This is a genomic window from Nonomuraea sp. AD125B (assembly GCF_041402765.1).
In the GTDB taxonomy this organism is placed as follows: Bacteria; Actinomycetota; Actinomycetes; order Streptosporangiales; family Streptosporangiaceae; genus Nonomuraea; species Nonomuraea bangladeshensis.
Genome location: NZ_JBGLOU010000005.1, coordinates 456,790 through 472,074 on the forward strand (window position 1 = coordinate 456,790; position 15,285 = coordinate 472,074).

Consider the following 15,285-nt stretch of genomic DNA (forward strand, 5'->3'; position numbering starts at 1 on the left):
GCCAGACGCTAAGCGCTCGTTCATCGCGGGAAAATACGTATGTTCATCGGTAGGCATACCGACATTTGTGTTACCGCTGGTCACACCCATCCGTACTCGGGTAGTGCGTACGATGCTGGACAATCGGCGTCATACAGTTCGGCAGTCTGGGGCCGCTGGAGGTGCGTCCGGCCGGAGGCGACCCGGCCCCCGGCGGGCGCGGCGAACGCCGTCCAGGCCAGATCTCCCGGCTCAGGCGCAACCTGCCGGCCGACCTGATCGAGTTCCACGGCGCCGGCTACCGGCTCGCCGTCTCCCCCGAGGACGTCGACGTCCACCGGTTCGAGCGGCCGGCCCGCGACGGGCGGCGGCTGCTCGTGGCCGGGCAGCACGCGAGCGCGGCCGCACCCTGGCCGTCATCCCCGGCGAGTTCACCGGCCGCGACATCGAGATCAGGCGCGGCGACCTGTCCCGCCTGCTGTACGAGCGCACCGCCTCCTCCTGCGAGTACGTCTTCGGCGACTCGATCACCTCGCTCACTGGCCGGTGACGAGGTCGTGCGCGCGGTGCTGGACCTGGCCCGCTAGTCGCGGGTGAGGGTGCCCGTGGCGGGCGGCGCGGGCTGGTTGACGAACCCCTGGGGGAACTGGGCGGCGATCAGCTCGTAGCGCAGGTCGCCGTCGTCGTCCAGGGTCAGCTTCACGTCGGCGAGGCTGGAGCAGCCGCCCCCGTCGTACGTCGTCTTCAGTCGCAGCACGATCGGCCCGCCGCCGGCCTCCAGCCAGAGCGCGCCACGGCACGTGTCGCCCTGGGCGCTGAACTGGCCGACCATCCCGCCCAGGGAGCCGGCGGAGATGGTCAGGGTCGTGCTGTAGGAGCCCTGGAGTGGCGGACGCCAGTCCACCTGACCGCTCCAGGAGCCCCGGTAGTCCTCCGGCACGGCGAGCGCGGGGTCGGGACCGGGCGGCGTGGTCTCCGGCGTCTCGTCCCCGGCCGGCGTCTCGTCCCCGGCCGGCGTGACGTCCCCGATCGGCGTGACGTCCCTGGTCGGCGTGGCCGTGGTGGGCGACGGGGTCGGCTCGGGGTCGTCGAACCGGCTGATCGCCACCGGGATGAGGGCCGCGAGGATCGCCGCGCAGGCGCCGATGATCGCGACGACGATCTGGACGCGATGGTCCTTCTTGGGCGGCGGGGGCGCCGAGGGCGCTGGGGGCACTGTCACGTTCCACACCGTCCGTCCCGGAGACCGCGCCGACCACTGGGCCGATTATGGAGAACATCCGCCGACGCGCGCCCAGCGTTACTCCCGGCCCGGATCGCCCTCCAGGAGCGCGCGCACCCACGCCTCGTCCGCGCCGAGGGCGGGCGGTCGGCGGCGGTAGGACGGCGGGGTCGCGGCGAGGCGGATGGGGTTCGCGACCTGGCCGACGCCGTCGAGGTCCACGGCGGGCTCCAGGCCGAGGTCCGCGGCGAGCCCGAACGCGGCCGACAGGTCGTTGATCGGCCCGCACGGCACCCCGGCGGCCGTGAGCAGCTCGAACCAGGCGTCCGCCGGACGGCCGCGCAGCGCGGCGTTGAGCTCGTCCACCAGCTCGGCGCGGGCGGTGACGCGGCCGGCGTTGCCGGCGTAGCGAGGGTCGGCGGCCAGGTCGGGGCGGTCGAGCACGCGGCAGAGCGCCTGGAACTGGCGGTCGTTCCCCGCGGCGATCACGAGCGGCCGGTCGGCGGTCTCGAACACCTCGTACGGAACGATGCTCGGATGCCGGTTGCCCATCGCGCGCGGCACCACGCTGGCGGCGGCGTACGCGGAGGCGTGGTTGGTGAGCGCCGACAGCAGCGACGACAGCAGCGAGACCTCGACGCGCTGCCCCTCCCCCGTACGCTCGCGGTGGCGCAGGGCGGCCATGACGCCGAGCGCCGCGTGCAGGCCGGTGATCACGTCCACCAGCGCCACGCCCGCCTTCGTGCCGGGGCCGTCCGGGTCGCCGGTGACGCTCATCAGGCCGCCGACGGCCTGCGCGATGAGGTCGTACCCGGGCAGCCCGGCGCCGGCGCCGGAGCCGAAGCCGGTGATGGAGCAGTAGACGAGCCCGGGATTGAGCGCGCGCAGCGCGTCGTAGCCGAGGCCGAGCCGGTCCATCGTGCCGGGGCGGAAGTTCTCCACCAGGACGTCCGCGCGGGCCGCGAGCGCCCGCGCCACCTCGGCGTCCGCCCGCAGGTCGAGCGCGATGGAGCGCTTGTTGCGGTTGACCCCCAGGAAGTACGTGGCCTCGCCGTCCGGCCCGTAGGGCGGCCCCCACTCGCGGGTGTCGTCCCCGGTGCCCGGCCGCTCCACCTTGACGACCTCGGCCCCGAGGTCGGCCAGCAGCATCGTGGCGTACGGGCCGGCCAGCACCCGGCTGAAGTCGGCCACCAGCAGCCCGTCGAGGGCGCCCTCCGGAACGTCCATGGTCAACGCACCCTAACCGGAGCGCACCGCCCGGTTCGTACCGGGGCGCCCGCTAGAAGACCTGCCAGGTCTCCTCCGCCACCCGGCACGGCCCGCCCCGGTGCACCCGCAGCCGCGCGGCCGGCAGGTCGAGCGCGATCGTGGCGAGCGTCTCCCACCGCTGGTGGATCGGCTGGGTCAGGTCGGGGTGCGCGCAGACGGGGGCGTGGCCGGGGGCGTGGCTGAGCATGGCGCGGGCGCGGGCGGTCGGGTCCGCCGCGCTCAGCCCCGCGACGTGCGCGCTGAGGTGCCGCAGCCGCTCGTACGTGGTGGGCCGGTCGCTGGAGTGCCGCTCCTCCTCGGCGAGGGCCGCGTCGAGGAAGTGGTTGCAGTGCTGCAGGACGCCGTCCTGGCCGCTCGGCACGACGGCCACCCCGGCCGGGGACATCTCGATCGAGGCCGCGGCCCGCGCGGTGACAACGGTGATGACGGTCGAGGCCGAGACCGTGGCCGAACGGGCGAGGGCCGCGGCCTCCTCGACGGTGGCGGCCTCGTCCAGGATGCGGCGGGCGATCAGGTGCACCGGCACGCCGATGCCGGCGTGGTCGGAGCGGTGACGCAGGAGGTTGAAGTGGATGCCGAGCCCGGCCGTGTTCACCCCGATCTTGGCCAGCGCGCCGGCCTCGGTGAACGTACGCACCACGTGCCCGGCGAACGGCTCCAGCTCCCACAGCATGGGCGCGTCGCGCAGATGGTCGTGCCAGTCCCAGGTCTGGACGGTCCGCGGCGCGCTCCCGTCACCGGGCAGCACGACGGACGTCGAGCACTCCCCCTCGCCGCCCGCGTCCACGGCCGCCAGGATCTCCGTACGCGCGTTGACCACGGCCACCTGCCACGGCTCCAGCCCGGCGCCGGACGCGATCCCGGCGATCTCCTCGGCCAGCCGCGGCGCCCAGGCCGCACTGCTGTCCAGCGCCCGCTCCCCCCACGCCCGCACCCGCGACGCACCCGCCCCGGCGGCGGCGAACAACTCGGCGTAGCCGGCGAAGTTGGCGGCCACGGCCGCGCGCCGGGCCGCCCCGAGCTCCTTGCCTCGGGCGCGGGGGTCTTGCTCGGTGGAGACGAACGTGGGAAAGGTCATGAACGGTCCATCAGGTCGGGCGAGCCGGGGGGCGGTTCGGCAGTGAACGCCAATGCCAGTACCCCGCGCGGCGACCCGGCAACCTCTCGCGACACCCTGACCCCAGCGGGCACAGCTTAAGCCTGCCGGCGCCCGTGCATTGATCCGAGGACGAGGCCGCATTCGATCACTTCGTGGTCATGAACGAGCGATGGAACCTGACGCTGGCGCGGGTCGCTCGTCTGACCGCTCCTGCCGGCGGCCGCTACCTCACTGCACGATCTTGGCGAGCGCGTCCTCGTACGCCTTCGCGTCGGTGGGCGTGATGTGCTTCGACACCCGCACCAAGACGTTCCCGGCGATGTAGGTGTATTCGGCGAGCATCGGCGCTGTGGCGACGGCCTTGATGTACTCAGCGCGCTTCTCGGCGGTGGCCGCGTCGTCGAACACCTCGACTCCGCCGCCCAGACCGACGTCTCCCTTGTCGCCGGCGACTTGGGAGGCGTCGATACGGGAGTCGGTGAAGGCGGCCTTGGAGGTGTATCCGTTCGGCCGTCCGAGCAGGTGGTTGGGGTCGGTGCTCTCGTCGTAGGCGACGCTCAGCTTGACCGGAAGTCCCTGTTCGGCGAGAGCGGTCACGACAGCGGCGGCGTCCTTGTCCGTGGTGCTGCTGGCGCACGCTGCCAGGAGGGCGGCGAGCGAGAGGACGACGGCGGTTCGCAGGAGGCGCATGGGTTCTCCGTGTCAGTTGTGGTTCGAGACCACTGAGTGCATCGGTGAAAGTAGCCGTGCCGCTACGCACGGCGTACGACGTCGTGCCTGCGACTCGAATCCTCTCTCCGACCTTGGATCAGCGGGCGATCGACCAGGTGCCGTCCGCTTCGATGGTGGCGTAGCGGGTGCCTGCCGGGAGCATCACGCGGCCCCGGTAGTTTCCGATCTTGTTGGCGAGCAGCTTCGTGGATCGGCCGCGCGCGTCAAGCGACCACACGATGAAGTTGGACTCGCCCTGGTGCCGGAGGGTGATCGGGCGGGCTGCCCTGGTGGGCGTGGCGAGTCGCAGCACGTCCATCCCGGTGCCCTTGACATTGATCGACCAGGAGCGGGCCTTGGTGATCGGGAGGACCTGCAGCGTCCACGCGCCGTCGGCGGTCACTTCCAACGAGCGGATCTTGCGCGTGCCGATGGTGTTGAAGGCGCGGGTGCCCTTGTAGTCTCCGACGGCGTTGGCGACAAGAGCGGCCTGCTTGCCGCTGCTGTCGAGCGCCCACACGATGAAGTTGGACTCGCCCTGGTAGGTGGCCTTCACGATGCTGGGCACCGACGTGGCCGGGATGCGGACGACGTCGTCACCCTCGCCCCGGTAGGTGGCCGCCGTCGCGGTGAGGGTGGACGCGGCCTGGGCGGGCGGGGTGGCCAAGAACACGGCGGAGAGAACCGTCAAAGCGGCCAGGGCGCGTAAGCGAAGACGCATGAGGGGCTCCTGGGGAGTAGGGGCATGGGAGGGGTAGGACGCGCCACACGGAGGGCTGGTGCACGACTGTCGGGAAGTGTCACGGGACTGTCAGGTGTGCTGCAAGGCGTCAGAGGACGCACCTGCCCCGGTCGGATAGCAGGGCTACTTTTGGAGCGACCCAAGTAGCGGCCTCCGAGCTGTCCGGCCTTCGACGCGTGGTCGGGTGTGCGGCCGTGGGGACGAAGTGCTGCTCCTGTCGCCGAAAAGCGCGGGCTTGACCACGGTGAAGGCTGACCACTCGGGGAGCAGCAACTTCATCGTGCACGCTTACGGCGGCACGAACCAGGACACGCTCGTCAACGAGATCGGCTCCTACCGGGGCGAGGTGCTGCTTCCGAATGGCACGTTCCTGGTCGGTGTTCACGCTGACGGCCGGTGGACGTTCACCAGGCAGTGACCCGTCAATGACGGGGCCAGGGTTGCCGAACCCGGCTCGATACAGGCTCCCTCCCACTGGAGTGACAGACGGGGCGCGTTGGCTCGGCTACCGTCCGGGTATGGGCAAGAGCGAGGATGACGAACCTCCGATCTGCCGCACCTGCCTCGGCGCGGGCGGCGAGTGGATGGAGCTCAACGGCAACAAGGACCAGGAACGCAGATGGGTACAGTGCACGACGTGCAGCGGGACCGGCCGTAGGTGACGGATCCCATCGTCTGCCCCGAGTGCGGCGGCCAACGCGGCCAGTTGCTCGGCCCGCTTTTCCTCGCGTGCCGGTTCTGCGGTGGCCGCGGCCAGGTGGGCGGAGCGAATGAGCCGGCCGAACGTGGCGCCATGCCGCCCCCGGCGCCGCCGCCGGCCTGGAAGCACAAGGTGTGGACGGACCCGTACGTCGCGGCTGCGCTGGGCTGCCGGGCCTGCCTGGGCGCGCGGACGGTGGCGCACGTGGACGAGGAGGCCGGGACGCTGGTCACGGCCCCGTGCGGGTGCGTCCAAGAGTGAGAAGCACGGACGCCGGGCGCGGCGGAGCGCGCCCGGCGGGCAGTCGTGCCGAGGGGCGGGGAGGCTCAGCTGAACGTGACGTCGCTGCAGAAGTAGTACGTCTGGTCCATGTGTGAGGCCTTCCAGATCGTGTAGACGACGTGGCGGCCGGTGCGCGAGCCCTTGCTGATCCCGTTGATCATGTACGTGTCGCTGGGGGCGTACTTGCCGGTCTCCTTGATCAGCTCCAGGTGGTTCCAGCCGAGCGGCGTGTTCAGCGCGTTGTAGCCCTGGCGGGTGATGTAGACTCGGATGTAGTCGGCGCCGTGCCTGGCCTGGTCGGTGAGGCGGATGTTGAAGGTGCTGCTCATGGCCGCCGCCGTCCAGGCGCCGGGGGTGTCCATGGAGCGGTAGCGGCCGTCCTGGGTCCGGCCGGCGCTGCAGAGCTGCCCGTTGGGGATGGCGGCCTGGTGGTTGCCTGCGACGTTGTCGCGGTAGAGGCCGTTCCAGTTCCACATGGCGTTGGTGTTGTCCTGCCACGCCTGCCAGCACATCGGGTCGAGCTGGGCCATGGCCGGGTTCTGGAAGTCGCTGCCCCAGCGCAGCCAGCAGCCGTAGTTGCGCGAGGCCGGGTCCACGACCGAGCCGTGCGCGGAGGCGGTCTCGGCCATCGGGACGACGACGATCATCGCCAGGGACATCAGCAGGGCCAGGGCGCGCAGCGCCCAGCGGTTCGGTGCGACTCGGGGCATAGTGCGGTCTCCGTTTTCCGGTCGGGGGGTTCCGGTGGCGAGGAGCGCTCCTGGCCGGACGTTATCTGACCGCGCCACCCGCAACCAAGTGAGCGCGCTTGTCAGGTGCGGGATGACCGGGCATGAGCAGCGGAAAGGGCTTTCCGGCTAGGTGAAACTTTCACCGCCGCCCGGTCACCCAGCGTGATCAACTCGGCGAAAACGCATGTGAGCGCGGACAGGGTCGCGGATACTGCGTCGCGTGACCACGATGGAACCGATCGAGCCCGACTGTCCCCGCGATTCCTCCTACACGGTCCAGGATCTGCTCACCTCTCCCGACGACGGGAAGGCCCTCGCCTACGCGCAGGCCCGCATCCCGGTCTACTGGCGGGTCGAGCCGGACGAAGGGCCTGCGCTCTACGTATATGAGCTCGACGGCGACGCCTACGGACCGCCCGCCGTGTATAGAGCCGGGTCCGTCGCCGAGCTGAGCCGGCCCTTCCCCTTGGCTGTCGACCCCGCCGCGTTCGCCGCGTGACCTGGACCTCGGCCCTGCCGGCCCCCTCCTGCCGGAAGGACCGAGGCCAGGCGTTTCAGTGGGGTTCGGGAGACGTGCGGACGGCCAGCGACGTGTAGATGGTCACCTCGTCGGGCTGGATGAGGCCGTCCTGGATGGCGCAGACGAGCAGCTTCTCCTTGGTGGGGGCGGGCCGGCCGGCGGCGGCGTACTTCACGCGGGCCCGGTCGATGTACTGACGCACGGTCCGTTCCTTGATGCCCATCCGGGCCGCCACCGACGCCTTCGACATCGACTGGAACCAGAACAGCAGCGCCTCCCGCTCCTTGTCGGAGAGCTGCGGCCGGTGGGGGCGCTCGTCGGTGGCGATGGCCTGGGCCATCGGGGGCGTGACGGTGGGCCGGTCGGCGGCGACCTTCATGATGGTCTCCAGGCACGACTCGCGGGTGGCGCGGCCCTTGCCGATGAAGGCCGAGGCCCCCGCGTCGAGCACGGCGCGCACCGTCTCGGGCTCCTCGTGCTCGGAGAAGACGATGACCCGCTGCCCGCCCTGGCACAGCTCGGAGACCCGGTCGATGACCATCGTGCCGTTGAGGTTGAGGTCGAGCAGCAGCACGTCGGCCGTCACTCCCGCGACGGCCTCGATGGTGGGCCCCTGGGCGACCAGCGCCACCGGGCCGGGCGACGGCCCGAACCAGGAGCGCACCCCGTCCACCACCACCTGGTGGTCCTCCACCAGGGCCACCGTCACCGGCTCGGCACCGGGCTCCGTTGCCAGATGCTGTTGACCCATACCTCCCCTCCCTGCCGCTGATAGGTGACGACCACGCCGCTCGGCTCACGCACGGGGGTGTGGCTGATCGGCAGGTCGTCGTTGTCGGCCACGACCGCCACGCTCACCATCGTGGACATGGCCGACACCGTTACGCGGGCCCGCGTCCGCGCGCCGTCGAGCGCCCGGACCGGGGCCCGCAGCAGGTCCTCGCGTACGCCGTCCGGCAGGAGGGGCAGGAATTCGCCGAACGGCGGCACCGTCACCATCACCTTGCGCCGCTCGGCCGCCTCGATGCGCTCGCGCAGCGCCGAGACCAGCTCGTCCGGCACGTCCTCGCGCTCGGTGATGAGCCGGCGCAGCCGCATCGCGCCGGCCGTGCAGTCGTCGCGCACCCGGGGGTCGCCGGGGTCGGCGCCGTCGGCGAGCTGCTGCAGCAGCTCCTCGGCGACGTCGCGGATGGCGGCGTACCTGCGCAGCCGGTCGGTGTGGATGCGCTGGGCCGACTCGCGCAGGGCGTCGTCGGCGGCGAGCCGGCGGGCCAGCACGACCGCGTCCTCGGCGCGGGCGCGCAGCAGGTGGCAGCCCCACGCGTAGCCGAGCTGCATGGTGATGCCGCCGACGATGACGACGAGGTACTTGGAGACGGCGACGCGGTCGAGGGTGCCGGTGACGGCCATGGCGGCCAGCATGATGGCGGCGTTGCCGGCGAGGAAGGCGATCAGCTCGCGGCGCCAGCCCGGCCGGCCCCACACCAGCATGACGCCGATCCAGCCGACCGAGCCCCACGCCCAGTCGTTGATGCCGAGCAGTTCGTGGGGCGGCAGCGCGGCGATCACCGCGACGTCCAGGGCGAGGGCGGCGACGGCCAGCTCGCGGATCCTGGACGGGCCGTGCGAGTCGCGGGCCAGCGAGCGCAGGGCGACGGCGAAGACGGCGGCGTAGGCGAGCCAGGCGGCGAGGTTCAGCCAGGGCAGGCGGAAGGACTGCCAGCCGGTGAGCGTGACGGTCAGGTTGTAGCCGAGGTGCCAGACGGCCGTGATGACGGCCGCGCCGAGCGCGGTGTAGCGGGCGTAGCGCTGGGCCACCTGCTCGATCTCCTCGGTCATGGCCGCCACCACAGGCTGACGCGGGTGCCCTGGGCGCTGGAGGAGATGCGGGCGCCGCCGTTGGGCAGCGAGCGCATCATGCCGAGGATGGAGCCGCGCACGCCGAACCGGTCGGGCGGCAGCCGGTCCTGGTCGAAGCCGCGCCCGCTGTCGGCGACCTCCACGACGATCTCGCCGCCGCGCCGGGTGGAGACGACCTCGGCCTCGCGGACGCCGGCGTGCAGGGCGACGTTGGCCAGGGCCTCGGTGACGGCGCGGGCGAAGCGCTCGGCGACGTCGCCGGGCACGGTCTCGGCGACGAGGCTGGTGCGTACGTCCAGGCCGTCGACGCGCCCGGCGACCTCGTCCAGGAGGGCGTCGAGCGCGATCGGCGCGGAGTCGCCGCCGGGGGTGTCGCGCAGCTTCTCCAGCGCCGCGAGGTCGGTACGGACCTGCGCGGCCAGCGTGGGCGTGGGCCGGTCGTAGGTGCCGAGCCCGACCATGCCCAGCGTGTGCAACGCGGTCTCGTGGATGCTGCCGACCTGCTTGAGCTGGTCCTCGCGGCGCAGCCGTTCGACCATGAGCGTGATCTCGGCGCGTACGCTGCGCTCCAGGAAGGCGTCGATGTCGGCGAACGAGCGGCGCAGCAGCGTCATCAGCACCACGATGGCGAGCAGTTGCACGAGGTGGACGCCGGTGGGCGCGACGACGTCCTGGGTGGCGGAGGCGAGGCGCACGCCGGCCGCGAACGCCCCGGCGACGGCGAGGCCGACCGGCACGGCGAGCGCGGGCCGCCAGGAGACGGCGGCGAGGATGATCGTCATCGTGACCAGCCCCGACACCCAGCTCGCCCCGCTGTCCAGGGCCTCCTCGGCGACCACGAAACGCTGGGCGAGGCAGAGCGCGAGCGTGACGGCCACATCAGCGGCCACCAGCCGGCGTGGCACCAGCTCCGTACGCCACCACACCCGCGTGAAGCCCGCCGTCAGGGCGAGGTGGACCGCCAGCAGCGGCACCAGCCAGGAGAGTGAGACCGGCGGGACGGCGCCGAAGGAGGCCGCGAGCACCGCCACCGCGCCCACCGCGCTGCGCGCGCCCGCGGCCGTTCTGGCGGTGGCCTTCTCCAACTGCCGGGTCGCGGAGTCGTACCTCGTGGAGCGGGGGTGAGACATGGGCCGTCCGCACACGATGGGAGCACAAGACGGGTCTCACGATAACGCAGTTCAAGATGGGCAAAAAGGATACGTAACGGGTTCTTCCGGAGAACCGGTAAGGCAGATCCCCGGCCGTCGCGGTGTTCGGGGTCATGGGTCGCATAACTGTTCGTCCTCGGGCCGGCGCGATGCGGGGTGCACCGCCCCTCCACACCCTGCTCCGGGCCGCTTTTCCCGGCATGACGGTCGAACAGCCGTCATGCCGACATGTGCCGTTATAGGCCCTCATATCGCTACGACGGCTGATCGGCCGTCAGTCGTCCGGTGTGGCAGGAGCGTCTACTTGCGGGTGCCGCGACGGGCGCGGCGGGAGGGGACCTCATGACGTTCTTCGTGATCTCGATACTGATCGGATGCCTGTCGGTGATGAACGTGCAGGGCAGGCGCGGGAAGTGGCCGCCGGGCATGCCGGTGACCAGGCCGCGGCTGGTGGCGGTGGGGGGCACGTTCGAGGGTTCGCGCGGGCGGCCGTCGGACGCGTACGTCATCCAGGAGCGGCTGGTCGCGACGGCCGACGGCGGGACCGGGCCGGAGGCGGGCCACGTGGCCGCCGCCCTGGCGCTGGCGGCCGTGATCGCGGGACGTCCGCAGCACGGGGGCCCGCGCGAGCAGGACCTGGACGATTACGTCCAGGCCGCGCATCGCGCCGTGCGCAACGCCGCGTCACGCAACCCGGCCATGAGCGACCTGGCCAGCAGCCTGGACCTGATCGTGCTGGACGGCGGGGAGAGCCCGCGCCTGCGCTTCGCCCACGTCGGCAACGGCGCGATCTGGCACTGCCCGCGCGGTGGGACGCCCGCGCCGCTCACCACGTCGCACTCCTTCGACGACGGGCCGCCGCTGCGCGCCCTCGGCCGGCCCGCTGGAATCAACGCCGGGATCGACGCCGAGGTCGGCGCCGTCGCGGTGCGGCCGGGCGACCGGGTGGTGATGATGTCGGACGGCGTCGTGCAGGCGCTCGGCGTCAAGCGGGTGACCGAGCTGCTGACCGGCAGCGCCTCGCCCGTCGCGTGCCTGGACCGGCTCTACGACGAGCTCGCCGCGGTCGAGCCGAAGGAGGACGCGACGGTGGTCATCGCCGACTTCGTGACGGTATGAGGGCGTCCGCCGGGAGTAGCCGCGCCGGACGAGCCGTTTGATCTAGGATTTTCCGGCATGAGCGCACCACCGGGCATCAATCCCAACATCCCGCACTCGGCCCGCGTCTACGACTACTGGCTGGGCGGCAAGGACAACTTCGAGGCCGACCGCCGGGTCGCGGAGGCCACGATGGCGGCGGTGCCGGGCATCCGTGAGAGCGCCAGGAACAACCGGGCCTTCCTCGGCCGCGCGGTGCGCCACCTGACGCGGCTGGGCGTGCGGCAGTTCCTCGACCTGGGGACGGGCATCCCGAGCCAGGGCAACACCCACGAGGTCGCCCAGGCGGAGGCGCCGGAGTCGCGGGTGGTCTACGTCGACAACGACCCGATCGTGATGACCCACGCCAGGGCGCTGCTGACCAGCACCGAGGAGGGGCGGACCGCCTACCTGGAGGCGGACGTGCGCGATCCCGCCGCCATCCTGGAGCATCCCGAGGTGCGCGAGATCATCGACTTCTCGCAGCCGGTCGCGCTCATGATGGTCGCCATCCTCATGCACATCTCCGACGCCGACGACCCGGCCGGGCTGGTCAAGGCGTACGCCGACGCCCTCCCCACGGGCGGCTACCTCGTGCTCAGCCACCTCACGCTCGATCTCGTGCCGCCGCGGACGGCCGAGGACTACCTGGCCGCCACCGCGCATCAGGCCATGCACCGCACCCCGCGCACCGGCGAGCAGATCGCCCGCTACTTCGACGGGTTCGACCTGGTGGAGCCGGGCCTCGTCGCGGTCTCCGAGTGGCACGACACCCCGCTCTTCCCTGACGAGCCCGCCTGGATGTACGGCGGCGTCGGCCGTAAGCGGTGATCCTCCCCCGATTGGGCTAAAGGGACCCGATACGAGGGACTTTGGTCCCTGCCGCCGGCCCGGCCGGGCGCGGGATGGTGATCCCATGTCCGCTGTTACCGCTGTGCCGGGGGTGCCCCGGTGACCGATCCCGGCGCGGGCGGCCGCCGCGCGCGGGCCGCCACTCTGGAGCCGCCGTTCGCGTCCGCCGCCGACGTGTGCGCGGTCGTGGGCGCCGCCGCCGCCGCGCCGTCCGTGCACAACACCCAGCCGTGGCGCTTCCACCGCGCCGACGACGCCACCATGGAGCTGTACGCCGACCTCGACCGGCTGCTGACCGTCACCGACCCGATGGGGCGCGGGCTCGGCCTGAGCTGCGGGGCCGCGCTGTACAACCTGCGGCTCGCGGTGCGGGTGACCGGGCACGACGCCCGTGTCAGGATCCTGCCCGACCCGGCCCACCGGCCCGACCTGCTGGCCACCGTGCACGCCGTGCCCGGCGAGCCGCCCACGGCGGACGAGCAGCTGCTGCACGACATGATCCCGCACCGGCGCACCAACCGTTTCCCCTTCGACGACCGGCCGGTGCCGCGGGAGGTCGTCGTCGCCCTGGTGCACGCCGCGCACGCCGAGTCCGCGACGCTGGTGCCGGTCTCGGGGCGCACCGCGCGGCGGGTGCTGGAGCTGATCGCCATGGCGGACGACACGCTGGCGGACGATCCGGCGTACCGGGACGAGCTGGCCCGCTGGACCGGGCCGGACGCGCGGGCCGACGGGGTGCCCGAGCACGCCGCGGGCCCCCGGCCGCGCGACGGCCGGCTGCCGATGCGCGACTTCGGCCGGCACGCCGGGACCGCGGAGTTCGAGCCGGAGCCGCAGCTCGCGGCCCTGTTCACACGCGGCGACGGGCCACGCGACTGGCTGCGCGCCGGGCAGGCGCTCCAGCGGGTGCTGCTCACGGCCACCGCGCGCGGGGTGGCGGCGTCGCTGTTCAGCCAGCCGCTCGACCTGCGCCCGCCGCAGCACCGCGGCGACCGGACCGGCGGCCCGTTCGGGCACGTGCAGATGCTGATCAGGCTGGGCTACGGCCCGCCGGTCCCGCGCGTGCCCCGGCGTCCCGTGGCGGAGGTCCTGGACTGCCGGGAGGCACGCGGTGCCTGACCCGCGGCTGTTTCCCGGGCTGCCTGCGCTGATCCAGGGCGGCATGGGGGTCGGCGTGTCCGGATGGCGGCTGGCCCGCGCCGTGGCCGCGACCGGGCAGCTCGGCGTGGTGTCCGGCACCGCGCTGGACGTCACCCTCGCCCGCCGGCTGCAACGCGGCGACCCCGGCGGCCACCTGCGCCGCGCCCTCGCCTGCTTCCCGGTGCCCGAGGTCGCCGAGCGCGTGCTCGCCCGCTACTTCGTGCCGGGCGGCACGGGCGAAGGGGTGCCGTACCGGCCGGTGCCGCGGCTCGGCCTGCGTGGCAACAGGGCGCGGGACGAGCTGGCCGTGGTGGCCAACTTCGCCGAGGTGTTCCTGGCCAAGGAGGGCCACGACGGGCCCGTGGGCGTGAACTACCTGGAGAAGATCCAGCTCGCCACCCCCGCCGCCGCCTACGGCGCGCTGCTGGCCGGGGTGGACTACGTGCTGGTGGGCGCGGGCATCCCGGCCGAGATCCCGCGCCTGCTCGACGACCTGGCCGAGCACCGCCCGGCACGGATCTCCGTCGCCGTGGCCGGCGAGGGCGGCGGGCACACCGTCGGGCTCGACCCGGTCGCGCTGCTCGGCCGCCGCCTGACGCCGCTCGCCCGGCCCCGGCTGCTGGCGATCGTGTCGTCGCACGTGCTGGCCGCGTACCTGGCCCGCTCCCCCGCGACCCGGCCGGACGGGTTCGTCATCGAGACGCCGGTGGCCGGCGGCCACAGCGCGCCGCCGCGCGGCCGGATGACGCTCGACGAGGCCGGCGAGCCCGTGTACGGCCCGCGCGACGCGCCCGACCTGGCCAAGGTGGCCGCGCTGGGCCTGCCGTTCTGGCTGGCCGGCGGCTACGGCACGCCCGGCGGCCTGGAACGGGCCTGGGCGGCGGGCGCGGCCGGCGTCCAGGTGGGCTCGGCGTTCGCGCTGTGCCGGGAATCGGGGCTCGACCCGCGGCTGCGGCGCAGGCTGCGCGAGCGGGCCGCGGCCGGCACGCTCCAGGTCCGCAACGACCCGCTGGCCTCGCCCACCGGCTTCCCCTTCAAGGTGGCCGAGGTGCCGGGCACGCTGTCGGACCCCGAGGTGTACGACTCCCGTCCCCGGCTGTGCGACCTCGGCTATCTGCGCACGCCGTACGAGCGGGCGGACGGCTCGCTCGGCTACCGCTGCCCCGCCGAGCCGGTGGACGTCTACGTCCGCAAGGGCCGGCCCGCCGAGGAGGCGGAGGGGCGGCGCTGCCTGTGCAACGGCCTGCTGGCCGCCATCGGGCTCGGCCAGCACCGCGCGGACGGCTACGCCGAGCCCGCGCTGCTCACCCTCGGCCAGGACGCGGGGTTCCTCGACGGCCTGCCCGAGGAGCACTCGGCCGCCGACGTGGTGGCCCACATCCTGCTCCAGGCCCACGTGCAGGCGCGCCCGGCGGGGCCGCTCACGTCCCGGATCCGGCCGCGTGCTCCGTGGCGATCGGCGTGATGCGGTCCCACGTGGACAGCGGCAGCATGATCACGGAGGCGGGGAACAGCCCGTGCTCCTCGTGGTCGATGTGCTGCACCAGCAGGTCCAGCGCGGCCGACACGGCGGCCCAGTCGGGCGCGGTCCGGTCCACGGCGGCGAGCACGCCGTGGATGGCCCCGTGCTCGGCGCACAGGCGCTCCACCTCGGCGGCCAGCGTGCCCTCGGCGCGCAGCTCGGCGAACAGGCCGTCCTCCTCGGTGGCGGTGTGCGGGAGCAGCCGGGCGAGCAGTTCGTCCAGGAGGGCGACGGCCTCGGCCTGCCGTCCGGCGCGGACGGCCCTCCGCAGCTCGCCGGCGCATTCCTGGATGTCCCAGTGCTCCTGGGACAGACGGCCGATGAGCGGGAACTCCCGGCAGCCGCAGTAGTTGCACATGTCCTGTCCT

Annotated in this window: 18 protein-coding genes; 8 read left to right on the forward strand and 10 right to left on the reverse strand. The window is 73.0% G+C overall.

Annotated features, from left to right (window positions below):
* Positions 1-161 precede the first annotated feature (161 nt).
* Positions 162-566 carry a hypothetical protein gene (locus tag ACBR40_RS16560; protein WP_371249284.1) on the forward strand — a complete coding sequence of 135 codons (405 nt, stop codon included), beginning with the start codon at positions 162-164 and terminating at the stop codon, positions 564-566.
* Here the strand turns inward: ACBR40_RS16560 and ACBR40_RS16565 are convergent.
* The 5 genes from ACBR40_RS16565 to ACBR40_RS16585 form a co-directional block, all read right to left on the reverse strand.
* Positions 563-1,201: a hypothetical protein gene (locus ACBR40_RS16565; RefSeq protein ID WP_371249285.1), complete on the reverse strand. Its 639-nt coding sequence runs from the start codon at positions 1,199-1,201 to the stop codon at positions 563-565. The genes ACBR40_RS16560 and ACBR40_RS16565 overlap by 4 nt on opposite strands.
* 78 nt (positions 1,202-1,279) lie before the next feature.
* Positions 1,280-2,428, reverse strand: a complete 1,149-nt coding sequence (locus tag ACBR40_RS16570; RefSeq protein ID WP_371249286.1) for a CaiB/BaiF CoA transferase family protein — start codon at positions 2,426-2,428, stop codon at positions 1,280-1,282.
* A gap of 52 nt (positions 2,429-2,480) precedes the next feature.
* Positions 2,481-3,548: a C45 family autoproteolytic acyltransferase/hydolase gene (locus tag ACBR40_RS16575; RefSeq protein WP_371249287.1), complete on the reverse strand. Its 1,068-nt coding sequence runs from the start codon at positions 3,546-3,548 to the stop codon at positions 2,481-2,483.
* A 249-nt stretch (positions 3,549-3,797) separates the two neighbouring features.
* A complete protein-coding gene (locus ACBR40_RS16580) occupies positions 3,798-4,259 on the reverse strand; it encodes a hypothetical protein (RefSeq protein WP_371249288.1) in 462 nt (153 codons plus the stop codon).
* A 118-nt stretch (positions 4,260-4,377) separates the two neighbouring features.
* The gene (locus ACBR40_RS16585; protein ID WP_371249289.1) at positions 4,378-5,001 is read right to left on the reverse strand and encodes a hypothetical protein; all 624 of its coding nucleotides are present in this window, start codon (positions 4,999-5,001) and stop codon (positions 4,378-4,380) included.
* A 256-nt stretch (positions 5,002-5,257) separates the two neighbouring features.
* Between ACBR40_RS16585 and ACBR40_RS16590 the strand changes: the two genes are divergently transcribed.
* Both ACBR40_RS16590 and ACBR40_RS16595 read left to right on the forward strand, forming a co-directional pair.
* The gene (locus ACBR40_RS16590) at positions 5,258-5,440 is read left to right on the forward strand and encodes a hypothetical protein (RefSeq protein ID WP_371249290.1); all 183 of its coding nucleotides are present in this window, start codon (positions 5,258-5,260) and stop codon (positions 5,438-5,440) included.
* A gap of 375 nt (positions 5,441-5,815) precedes the next feature.
* A complete protein-coding gene (locus ACBR40_RS16595; protein WP_371249291.1) occupies positions 5,816-5,983 on the forward strand; it encodes a hypothetical protein in 168 nt (55 codons plus the stop codon).
* Positions 5,984-6,048: 65 nt separating this feature from the next.
* Here ACBR40_RS16595 and ACBR40_RS16600 read toward each other — a convergent pair whose 3' ends face one another.
* Positions 6,049-6,714 (reverse strand): lytic polysaccharide monooxygenase, encoded by a 666-nt coding sequence (locus ACBR40_RS16600; RefSeq protein WP_344204573.1) that lies wholly within the window; start codon positions 6,712-6,714, stop codon positions 6,049-6,051.
* 250 nt (positions 6,715-6,964) lie between these two features.
* Between ACBR40_RS16600 and ACBR40_RS16605 the strand changes: the two genes are divergently transcribed.
* Positions 6,965-7,234 (forward strand): Uma2 family endonuclease, encoded by a 270-nt coding sequence (locus ACBR40_RS16605; RefSeq protein ID WP_371249334.1) that lies wholly within the window; start codon positions 6,965-6,967, stop codon positions 7,232-7,234.
* Positions 7,235-7,289: 55 nt separating this feature from the next.
* Here the strand turns inward: ACBR40_RS16605 and ACBR40_RS16610 are convergent, their stop codons facing one another.
* From ACBR40_RS16610 to ACBR40_RS16620, 3 genes are read right to left on the reverse strand one after another with little or no spacing between them, the layout of a single operon-like run.
* On the reverse strand, positions 7,290-8,006 hold the full coding sequence (locus ACBR40_RS16610; RefSeq protein WP_371249292.1) for a response regulator: 717 nt from the start codon (positions 8,004-8,006) through the stop codon (positions 7,290-7,292).
* Positions 7,961-9,094, reverse strand: a complete 1,134-nt coding sequence (locus ACBR40_RS16615) for a hypothetical protein (RefSeq protein ID WP_371249293.1) — start codon at positions 9,092-9,094, stop codon at positions 7,961-7,963. Before ACBR40_RS16615 ends, ACBR40_RS16610 begins: the two co-directional genes overlap by 46 nt.
* On the reverse strand, positions 9,091-10,245 hold the full coding sequence (locus tag ACBR40_RS16620) for a sensor histidine kinase (RefSeq protein ID WP_371249294.1): 1,155 nt from the start codon (positions 10,243-10,245) through the stop codon (positions 9,091-9,093). The genes ACBR40_RS16615 and ACBR40_RS16620 overlap by 4 nt, the downstream gene beginning before the upstream one ends.
* A gap of 363 nt (positions 10,246-10,608) precedes the next feature.
* Between ACBR40_RS16620 and ACBR40_RS16625 the strand changes: the two genes are divergently transcribed.
* From ACBR40_RS16625 to ACBR40_RS16640, 4 genes are all read left to right on the forward strand, one after another.
* The gene (locus ACBR40_RS16625; RefSeq protein ID WP_371249295.1) at positions 10,609-11,385 is read left to right on the forward strand and encodes a PP2C family serine/threonine-protein phosphatase; all 777 of its coding nucleotides are present in this window, start codon (positions 10,609-10,611) and stop codon (positions 11,383-11,385) included.
* A 57-nt stretch (positions 11,386-11,442) separates the two neighbouring features.
* A complete protein-coding gene (locus ACBR40_RS16630) occupies positions 11,443-12,234 on the forward strand; it encodes an SAM-dependent methyltransferase (protein ID WP_344204584.1) in 792 nt (263 codons plus the stop codon).
* A gap of 120 nt (positions 12,235-12,354) precedes the next feature.
* A complete protein-coding gene (locus tag ACBR40_RS16635) occupies positions 12,355-13,374 on the forward strand; it encodes a nitroreductase family protein (RefSeq protein WP_344204586.1) in 1,020 nt (339 codons plus the stop codon).
* On the forward strand, positions 13,367-14,860 hold the full coding sequence (locus tag ACBR40_RS16640) for a nitronate monooxygenase (RefSeq protein WP_371249296.1): 1,494 nt from the start codon (positions 13,367-13,369) through the stop codon (positions 14,858-14,860). Before ACBR40_RS16635 ends, ACBR40_RS16640 begins: the two co-directional genes overlap by 8 nt.
* Here ACBR40_RS16640 and ACBR40_RS16645 read toward each other — a convergent pair.
* The gene (locus tag ACBR40_RS16645; protein ID WP_344204590.1) at positions 14,817-15,275 is read right to left on the reverse strand and encodes a hemerythrin domain-containing protein; all 459 of its coding nucleotides are present in this window, start codon (positions 15,273-15,275) and stop codon (positions 14,817-14,819) included. The genes ACBR40_RS16640 and ACBR40_RS16645 overlap by 44 nt on opposite strands.
* Between the last annotated feature and the right edge of the window lie 10 nt (positions 15,276-15,285).

Coding starts and splice junctions, on each gene's coding strand:
- ACBR40_RS16570 (WP_371249286.1), bottom strand. CDS start 2,428: ATGGACGTTCCGGAGGGCGCCCTCGACGGGCTGCTGGTGGCCGACTTC.
- ACBR40_RS16575 (WP_371249287.1), bottom strand. CDS start 3,548: ATGACCTTTCCCACGTTCGTCTCCACCGAGCAAGACCCCCGCGCCCGA.
- ACBR40_RS16580 (WP_371249288.1), bottom strand. CDS start 4,259: ATGCGCCTCCTGCGAACCGCCGTCGTCCTCTCGCTCGCCGCCCTCCTG.
- ACBR40_RS16585 (WP_371249289.1), bottom strand. CDS start 5,001: ATGCGTCTTCGCTTACGCGCCCTGGCCGCTTTGACGGTTCTCTCCGCC.
- ACBR40_RS16595 (WP_371249291.1), top strand. CDS start 5,816: ATGCCGCCCCCGGCGCCGCCGCCGGCCTGGAAGCACAAGGTGTGGACG.
- ACBR40_RS16600 (WP_344204573.1), bottom strand. CDS start 6,714: ATGCCCCGAGTCGCACCGAACCGCTGGGCGCTGCGCGCCCTGGCCCTG.
- ACBR40_RS16605 (WP_371249334.1), top strand. CDS start 6,965: ATGGAACCGATCGAGCCCGACTGTCCCCGCGATTCCTCCTACACGGTC.
- ACBR40_RS16610 (WP_371249292.1), bottom strand. CDS start 8,006: ATGGGTCAACAGCATCTGGCAACGGAGCCCGGTGCCGAGCCGGTGACG.
- ACBR40_RS16615 (WP_371249293.1), bottom strand. CDS start 9,094: ATGACCGAGGAGATCGAGCAGGTGGCCCAGCGCTACGCCCGCTACACC.
- ACBR40_RS16620 (WP_371249294.1), bottom strand. CDS start 10,245: ATGTCTCACCCCCGCTCCACGAGGTACGACTCCGCGACCCGGCAGTTG.
- ACBR40_RS16625 (WP_371249295.1), top strand. CDS start 10,609: ATGACGTTCTTCGTGATCTCGATACTGATCGGATGCCTGTCGGTGATG.
- ACBR40_RS16630 (WP_344204584.1), top strand. CDS start 11,443: ATGAGCGCACCACCGGGCATCAATCCCAACATCCCGCACTCGGCCCGC.
- ACBR40_RS16645 (WP_344204590.1), bottom strand. CDS start 15,275: ATGTGCAACTACTGCGGCTGCCGGGAGTTCCCGCTCATCGGCCGTCTG.